General features: G+C 58.5%; 2 protein-coding genes and 1 other RNA gene. All 3 read left to right on the forward strand.

Translation table 11 applies throughout. From position 1 onward, the window contains the following. Positions 1-858, forward strand: an 858-nt coding sequence (locus tag XBLMG947_RS20395; RefSeq protein WP_139074465.1) for a DUF2326 domain-containing protein, incomplete at its 5' end; no start/stop codon positions are given. Between the two features lie 938 nt (positions 859-1,796). Continuing rightward, positions 1,797-1,871, forward strand: a non-coding RNA gene (locus XBLMG947_RS20400) — sX9 sRNA. A gap of 842 nt (positions 1,872-2,713) precedes the next feature. Continuing rightward, positions 2,714-7,683 (forward strand): non-ribosomal peptide synthetase (locus XBLMG947_RS20405; protein ID WP_065470353.1); only part of this gene is annotated, 4,970 nt, incomplete at its 3' end.

The raw sequence follows: 7,683 nt of genomic DNA on the forward strand, positions 1-7,683 counted from the left end.
GGAAGACTCCAGCGCGTAGACCGCAATCTTGGTGGGCGTCGCTCTTTGCGCGGCGGCAACTTCCAGGACCTTCAGAAATTCTTCCCTGAGGTCAATGTGGAGCGCTTGGCTGACGTAGAGGCTTTCCACGATGGGGTCGCCCGGATCCTCAGAGACCAGTTGAAGGAGTCCAAGCAGTTATTGTCGGAGGAGCTAACGCTCATCGATCAGGGCATCTCTGGCATTGAAGCTGAGATGGCGGCGGCGCTGGGCTCGGTGGAGCAGCCAGAGTGGCTCGTGGATCACGTCTACAGGGTTGCGTTGTCCTTACAAGAGGCTCGCGCGAGCCGGGATGGGTTCGAACTCGAGAAAGCGCACGCGGAGACACTGCGGTTAGCGAAGGAGGCGCTCGTGGAAGAAAAACAGCGGATCCTGAATGAAATCGAGACCAGCGTGAACGACGGTATGCGCGAAATCGTTCGTGACGCTGCTGGTGAGCATCGGAAAAGCCCTCGGTTATCTCTCGGCGATACGAGCTACAAGTTCGAGGTCTTCGAGGACACGGGCACTGGCACAGCCTTCTTCGGTTTGGTGCTCTTCGATCTCGCCGTGTTCTGTGCAACCAACCTTCCAGCCATTGCCCACGATTCCGTGCTCTTCAAGAACATCTCAAACGACTCCGTAGCTCACCTCGTTTCCCTGTACGCCAAATCCGAGAAGCAATCGTTTATTGCGCTTGATGAGATCAAGAAGTACGGCGAAAGCGCCGCCGCGACTTTGGTTGAACAAAGTGTCATTCAGCTTAGTGATGAAGTCGTACTCTATGTTAAGGACTGGCGCCCAAGCCGGCCGTCTGTGCCGACCCCAGAAAGCGAGTAGTTGCTTGATGATGTCAAGCCGGGCGGGTCATCACGAACGTTGATCGACCGTTTTTGGCGTCGAGTTCGGCAAGCCGAAAGACTGCAGCCGCTGCGAAGGGGTTGGCTGCGACGGATGGCGAGATAACGGCTTGGGCTGTTTGCGAACGGTCCCGCTGTCAAATTCGGCGATCACGGCGAAATGGACTGAGTGGCTGCCAGCGCATGAGCCAAGGCACGGGTTGTTGGCGAGGAGCATCCCATCATCGTGAAGCCTCGTCGGCCTACTTTTACGGTCCCGACTTTGCCAGGCCCGCAAAAGTAGTACATAATAGCGTTCTTCCAACAGAGGGGTGTCTGACAAACCTCTTATGGATCAAGGAGTTAGGTCGGGAGCGAGCATCTCGTTTCCCGCTCCATATCAGAACGACTGGCCGTAGTCATACGATCGAGTTGTTCGCAAGAAAAAGGGCCGCAAGGCCTTTTTTTGTTGCTCTGAAAAAGTGCGCCGCTTTTTCTCGCCGACGGCGGCACTTGGGAGGGCGGGACAACGGCGATCCGAAAAGGTCGCGGTGTCGCTAAGAAGATGCAACGCTTGCGAAAGACGGACTTGCCTTTGTGCAAGGCATCGATTCTGCAGCGTCGCGAATTGTCTGCGTTGGAAGGTCAGGCTCGCGCGGCAGCGTCACCGGGTCCGGCTCGACAGCCCCAAGGCCTGCGCACGCGTTTCACTGAGGGGCCGCATTCAATTTTCCACGTTCGCGGAAGCCAACGTGTCGCTGGTCTACCCACCGTGCGTCTCGATCTTGTGACCAATTCGTCCGGTTGCACCAGCTCCCGCAGCATTCTGATCCGGCGCTGCCGCCGAGCAATGTGCAAGTACAGGCACCTGTCTTATGAGTTGCTAACAATCCTACTGCGCCGCCGCCAGGCGAGCGCGGCCGGTGCTCGAAAGCCTCAACACCACTCGTACACTCAGGTGCTGAGCGCGCCGTGCACGCCCACCTGACGACTGCTCGCCACGTTCTATTAGCCGCTCTTAGAGCTTCTCATGCTTGTCAATCCAGGCATATCTCGCATTGGCGTAGGCCTGGCATTCCTCGCCATTCAGCAGTTTCTCTGCCTGCGTCACATCAGCCATCTTGTGCGCCTCCATCCCAAAGAGCTACTGCTGGCCCTTCTTGGCCTGGCGCATCGCCAGATCGCGCGTGCCGCTGCTGTTCCGTGTCTAACTCGGCGCCTCGATGATCGTGGTGTCCCTGATGCTCCAGTGCCGCGGCAACAATTCCTTCCCTTGAACGTGTCTGCTCGCCGCCTCCAACGGGTGGCAGTGCTTCTTGCGACAGACCTAAACCGGTTTCTAGCCAATACGCACAGTGTCTGATGAAGGCGTTTAAGTCCCACATTCGTCAAGAGAGAGTGTGCGGAGGTATCAGAATTATATGAAAGTTTGTATGGTTTAAAGAGTATGTAAAGATAAATTATCTCCATTTTTTTAATAAACGTGTTTTGGATTTTTACGTGACTCAAATCACTTTAATTCCACGCTGTTGATCGCAATTCTCCTGCGCACGAAGAATCGTTTCGGTTTTCGATTGATTGTAATGTTGCGCTCAATGCTTATCTATAAATAAAAACTTGGCGATCGGAGCGCTTCCGAGGAATGTATCGTGATATCAATGCGCGGGTGCAACCGCACTCTTCTGGTGCGGATAAGTTATTTAAAGGGGGATTCTCCAGGAATGTAATACTCGCTTTCCTTGGATATGAGTTTTTAAACATTCAAAAAATCCAAGAGAGGAACGGGTGCGGGTGGTCATCCGATGATGCGCCACTCCTGTAATGGCTGAAGGAGATAGCGAGCGGCTTTCCCGCTCATGGTCTTCGCAGTCTCGTTAATTCTGAAGGCGCTTTCGTCCGACGTCATCGTCGTGGCGCAGGGCGGCGCTTATCCGCATTTCATCCATGTATTGAACAGACCGGCAAGCGTCCGAGCAATTCTCGTGCGCTGTGGTGCTGCGCTCATGAATCATTCTTGTAGGGAACACATCATGCAGACAAACGCGCGGCAGACTTTTCCCCTCAGCGGACCGCAACGAGAGATTTGGTTGGAGCAGTTGATGCTCGGGCACCCACTTGCTTCGAACATCGGCGGTTACGTTGAAATCGAAGACGAGGTCGATCTGGTGTGTTTCCGCCGCGCAGTGCAGTACATGGCCGATCACTGCGACGTCCTAAGAACCCGGATCTTGCAGGAAGTAGATAGCGACGGCATACCGCTGCAGGGGTTTGCCGACCGTCTCGATGTTCCAGTTCCCGTAGTCGACGCCTCCGGGCTGCCAAACCACGAAGTGTGGCGGGCTGCATGGATCCAGGAACAAATGCAGACGCCTTTCGAGTTTGATGGTACGCCGCTTTGGCGTATCGCGCTGTGTCACCTTGAGGCGCGGAAATGGTGCTTTGTAGTGAGCGCCCACCACATTCTGCTGGACGGTTGGTCGATCTATCTGGTTCTCCAGACATTGAGCCAGGTCTACAACGCTTTACGCGCCGGCCGTGTTCCGGACGTGGCGGTGAGGTCGTACGTAGATTTCATTGAACATGACCTGAGCTACCGAACTTCGACGCGCTATCTGAAAGATCGGGAGTACTGGGCACAGAAGTACGCCACTTCTCCGCAGCCGATGTTGGTATCGGGTTCCAAGCGTGGCGATGGTCATAGTGGCCCGCCCAGCATGAAGTTCACACGCGAGTTTCCGCGTGCACTTCTCGACCGGATGAAGGCGTTCGCAGAAGTACATGGCATCTCGCCGCTTCAGGTCTGTCTGGCCGCCTTGTACGTCTATTTCTCGCGCACTTTGCAGCACGACGACATCTCGATCGGCATGCCGGTTCTCAATCGGTCGGGTCATCAATTCAAGTCGTCCATCGGGATGTTTGCGCAGGTGACGCCGATACGGATGCGTTTCGACGGAGATTCGACATTCCTGGAATTAGCGTCGAAGCTGTCCAAGGAGCTTCGGCAGGACTATCGCCACCAGAACTTCCCGATCAGCGAAATCGGACGCGCCTGCGGATTGCTGAAGAGCGGAGCTGCGCGCCTTTTCGATGTGTCGTTCTCCTTTGAGCAAGAGGAGCACATGTATCGCTTTGGCAGCGAGCATTCCCGCTCTTTCAAATGCTCCAACGGCCATGAGTCTGAGCCGCTGTCGATGTTCGTCAGAAGCAACGCACATGACGATGTCGCCTTGTTCCACGCGATTTACAATACTGCGTATTTTGACGCGGACGCGATAGAACTGCTGACAGAACGGTGGATCGGGTTAATCGATCAGGGTCTGGCATCTCCGGATCGTCGCCTCCATGCATTCGAGGTGACGACTCCTGGCGAATTAGACAAGTTGGAGGCGTGGAGTCGAGGCAGGGCGACAGATGTCCAACCAGCGACGTTTCAAGCGCTCTTCCAGGCGCAGGCCAGGCGTACGCCCGATGCGGTAGCGGTGGTCTGTGCCGACCGGCAGCTGACTTACGCGCAGCTCAACGCGCAGGCCAATCAGCTCGCCCACCATCTGATCGCGATGGGTCTGCAACCCGACGAGCGCGTCGGGCTCTGCTTGGAGCGCAGTATCGAACTGGTCGTGGCTTTGTTGGCGATATTGAAGGCCGGCGGCGCGTATGTGCCGCTAGATCCGCGGTATCCCGCCGAGCGGTTGTCTTACATGCTGGCCGACAGCGCCCCCCGCGCGTTGCTGGTGCACGCCGCAACCGCCGCGCACCTGCCCGCCGCGAAGCTACCGCGGCTTGACCTTGATGCGCCAGAGTGGCGATCTGCCGCGGAGACCGACCCGTGCGTGTCCGGCCTGGCGCTTTCGCATCTGGCTTACGTGATCTACACCTCAGGCTCCAGCGGCCGGCCCAAAGGCGTGATGGTGCCGCACGCGGCACTGGTCAACTACCTGGCGTGGGCCGTCGACTACTACAGGCCTGAACACGGTGCAGTGGTGTCGTCATCGCTGTCTTTCGATGCCACCGTGACCAGCCTTTATTTGCCGCTGCTGTGTGGCGGCACCACCGAGCTGTTGCCGGAGTACGACGAAATCGACGCGCTGCAGCGTCGCCTGAGTTCGGATAAGCCGCTGGGTCTGGTCAAGATCACTCCTTCCCATCTCGACGCGCTTACGCATCAGTTGGTCGCATGCAACGCAACTCCCGCCGCAGCGTTATTCGTGATCGGCGGCGAAGCGCTGCCTGCCTCCACCGTGAAGCATCTTCGCGCGCTCGCGCCCGGCGTGCGGTTGGTGAATGAGTATGGCCCGACCGAAACGGTGGTGGGCTGCGTCGTTTATGAGGTTCCGCTGTGCTGGGAGTCTACTGCAGCGACCAGCGTGCCGATCGGTGAGCCGATTGCGAACATGCGCGTGCATGTTCTCGACGCGAACGGAAGGCCGATGCCGATTGGCATTGCGGGCGAAGTGTGCATCGCCGGGCCGCAGGTCACCCGGGGATATCTCAATCGGGAGGAACTGACCGAGCAGTGTTTTGTCGCCGATCCATTCGGTTCTTCTGCGGATGCACGCATGTATCGCACCGGCGATCTCGCACGATGGTTGCCGGACGGAACGCTGGACTACCTGGGTCGCAACGACGATCAGATCAAGATTCGAGGCTTCCGGATCGAACCTGCAGAGATTGCATCCAAGTTGCAGGAGCATCCGCAGGTGCGTGATGCCGCCGTGGTGGCACATACGGATGCGGGTGGGCACAAAGCGCTGCTTGCCTACTACGTGCAGGCCGAAAGGGGTGCACCATCACCCGAGCAGTTGCGCGGCCATCTGCAACAACAGTTTCCGGAGTACATGGTGCCTGCGCTTTACGTGCAGGTTGACGCATTGCCGCTGACGCCCAATGGCAAGCTCGATCATAAGTCCTTGCCCATGCCGCAGGCGCAGGCATATGTCCAGCGCGGATACGTCGCGCCCGAGGGGCAGGTCGAGCGGCTGTTGGCGAGGTTGTGGAGCGAAGTGCTCGATGTCGATCGGGTAGGGCGCCACGATCACTTCTTCGAACTCGGAGGACATTCGTTGCGCGTAGTCGCATTGCTGGAGCGCATGCGCCGACATGGACTGCACGCCACGGTCAAAGCGTTGCTCACGCAGCCGACCTTGATGGGGATGGCGGCGGCGATCGGTGTCGACAGCGAACTCGTGGTCCCGGAGAACAGGGTTCCGTCTGAGTGCGACCGTCTGGTGCCCGCCCATCTGTCATTGGTGGACCTGAGCCAGGACTCCATTGATCGCATCTTAGCGACGGTGCCGGGCGGGGTAGGCAATGTGCAGGAGATCTATCCGTTGGCGCCTTTGCAGGAGGGCCTGCTCTATCACCACCTGTCGGCGAAGCGGGGTGACCCGTATCTGCAGTGCGTCAGTTTCACCTTCGCCGATCGTGGACGCATGGACGCGTTTGCCGATGCACTGCAGCAGGCAGTCATGCGGCACGACATCATGCGTACCGCTATCGTTTGGGAGTGTGTCGATGAACCCGTGCAGGTCGTCTGGCGGCGTGCAACGGTGCCGTGGGTAGAGTTTCAACTGGATGCGGCAGAGGGGGATGTCCTGCAGCAACTCCAGATGCAGATGGATCCAGGCGGGCAACAGCTTGAGTTGGGCACGGCGCCACTGTTGCGCGTCGGTTACGCGCACGATGCCGCTGGTCAACGCTGGGTCGGTGTCATGCTTCTTCACCACTTGATCGCAGATGCGGCATCGTTGGGCAGCTTGCTCAAGGAGATCGGATGCCATCTGCAAGAAAATGCTGACGGGCTTCCGCCGATGTTTCCTTACCGTGAGTACACGATGCGGGCGCGGTGGAGTCGGCAGTCGCAAGAACACACCGCATTCTTTACCGAGATGCTGGGTGAGGTGAGCGAGCCGACATTGCCGTTCGGAATTCAAGTTCCGGAGGACGACGGTGATGGCATGCGCAGAGTGGTCAAGAGGCTGGACGTATCGGTGGACCAACGCCTGCGCGTGCAAGCCAGGCAATTGGGTGTAAGCGTCGGGGTCTTCCATCATGTGGCGTGGGCCCGGGTGCTGGGCGCGACTGCCGGCCAGGATGATGTAGTTTTCGGGACGGTCTTGCTTGGCAGAACGCAGGGAAGGAACATCGAACAAGCCATCGGCATGTTCATCAATACCTTGCCGATCCGGGTAAAACTCGGGAGCACGACGGTTCGTACAGCGATCCAGCAGACGCAGACGTGCCTGAGTGCCTTGCTGTCGCACGAGAATGCCTCGCTGGCGCTTGCCCAGCGGTGCAGCGGTGTCGCCGCGCCGTCCCCATTGTTCAACACGTTGTTGAATTACCGCAGGACCGGCAGAGAACAGCTCGGTGGTACCGTGGTAGAAGCCTGGCCCGGCATTGGCATGCACGGCGCTGAAGAGCGCAGTACCTATCCTGTGTGTCTGTCGGTGGACGATATGGGAGACGGCACGCAGTTGACCTTGAGTGCCTGCGATCTGCTCGATGCCGAGCGCCTGTGCATGTACATGCAGACGGCGCTGACGCAGCTGGTCGAGGCATTGGAGGCGCCAGAGGAGCCTCCGATCGTCCAACTGTGCGTGCTCCCGGAGGCCGAGCGCCAGCGCGTCCTGCAGGACTTCAATGCGACCACGCGTGCGTATCCGCAGACCCAGACCATCCATGCGTTGTTCGAGCAGCAGGCGGCACGGCAACCGGATGCAATGGCGGTCCTGGATGGCGGGCAGCATTACAGCTATGCCACCCTCGATCAGCAGGCCAACCGTCTCGCGCATCACCTGATCGGGCTGGGGGTGGGGCCGGGCGATCC

Source organism: Xanthomonas bromi (genome assembly GCF_900092025.1).
GTDB classification, from domain to species: Bacteria; Pseudomonadota; Gammaproteobacteria; order Xanthomonadales; family Xanthomonadaceae; genus Xanthomonas; species Xanthomonas bromi.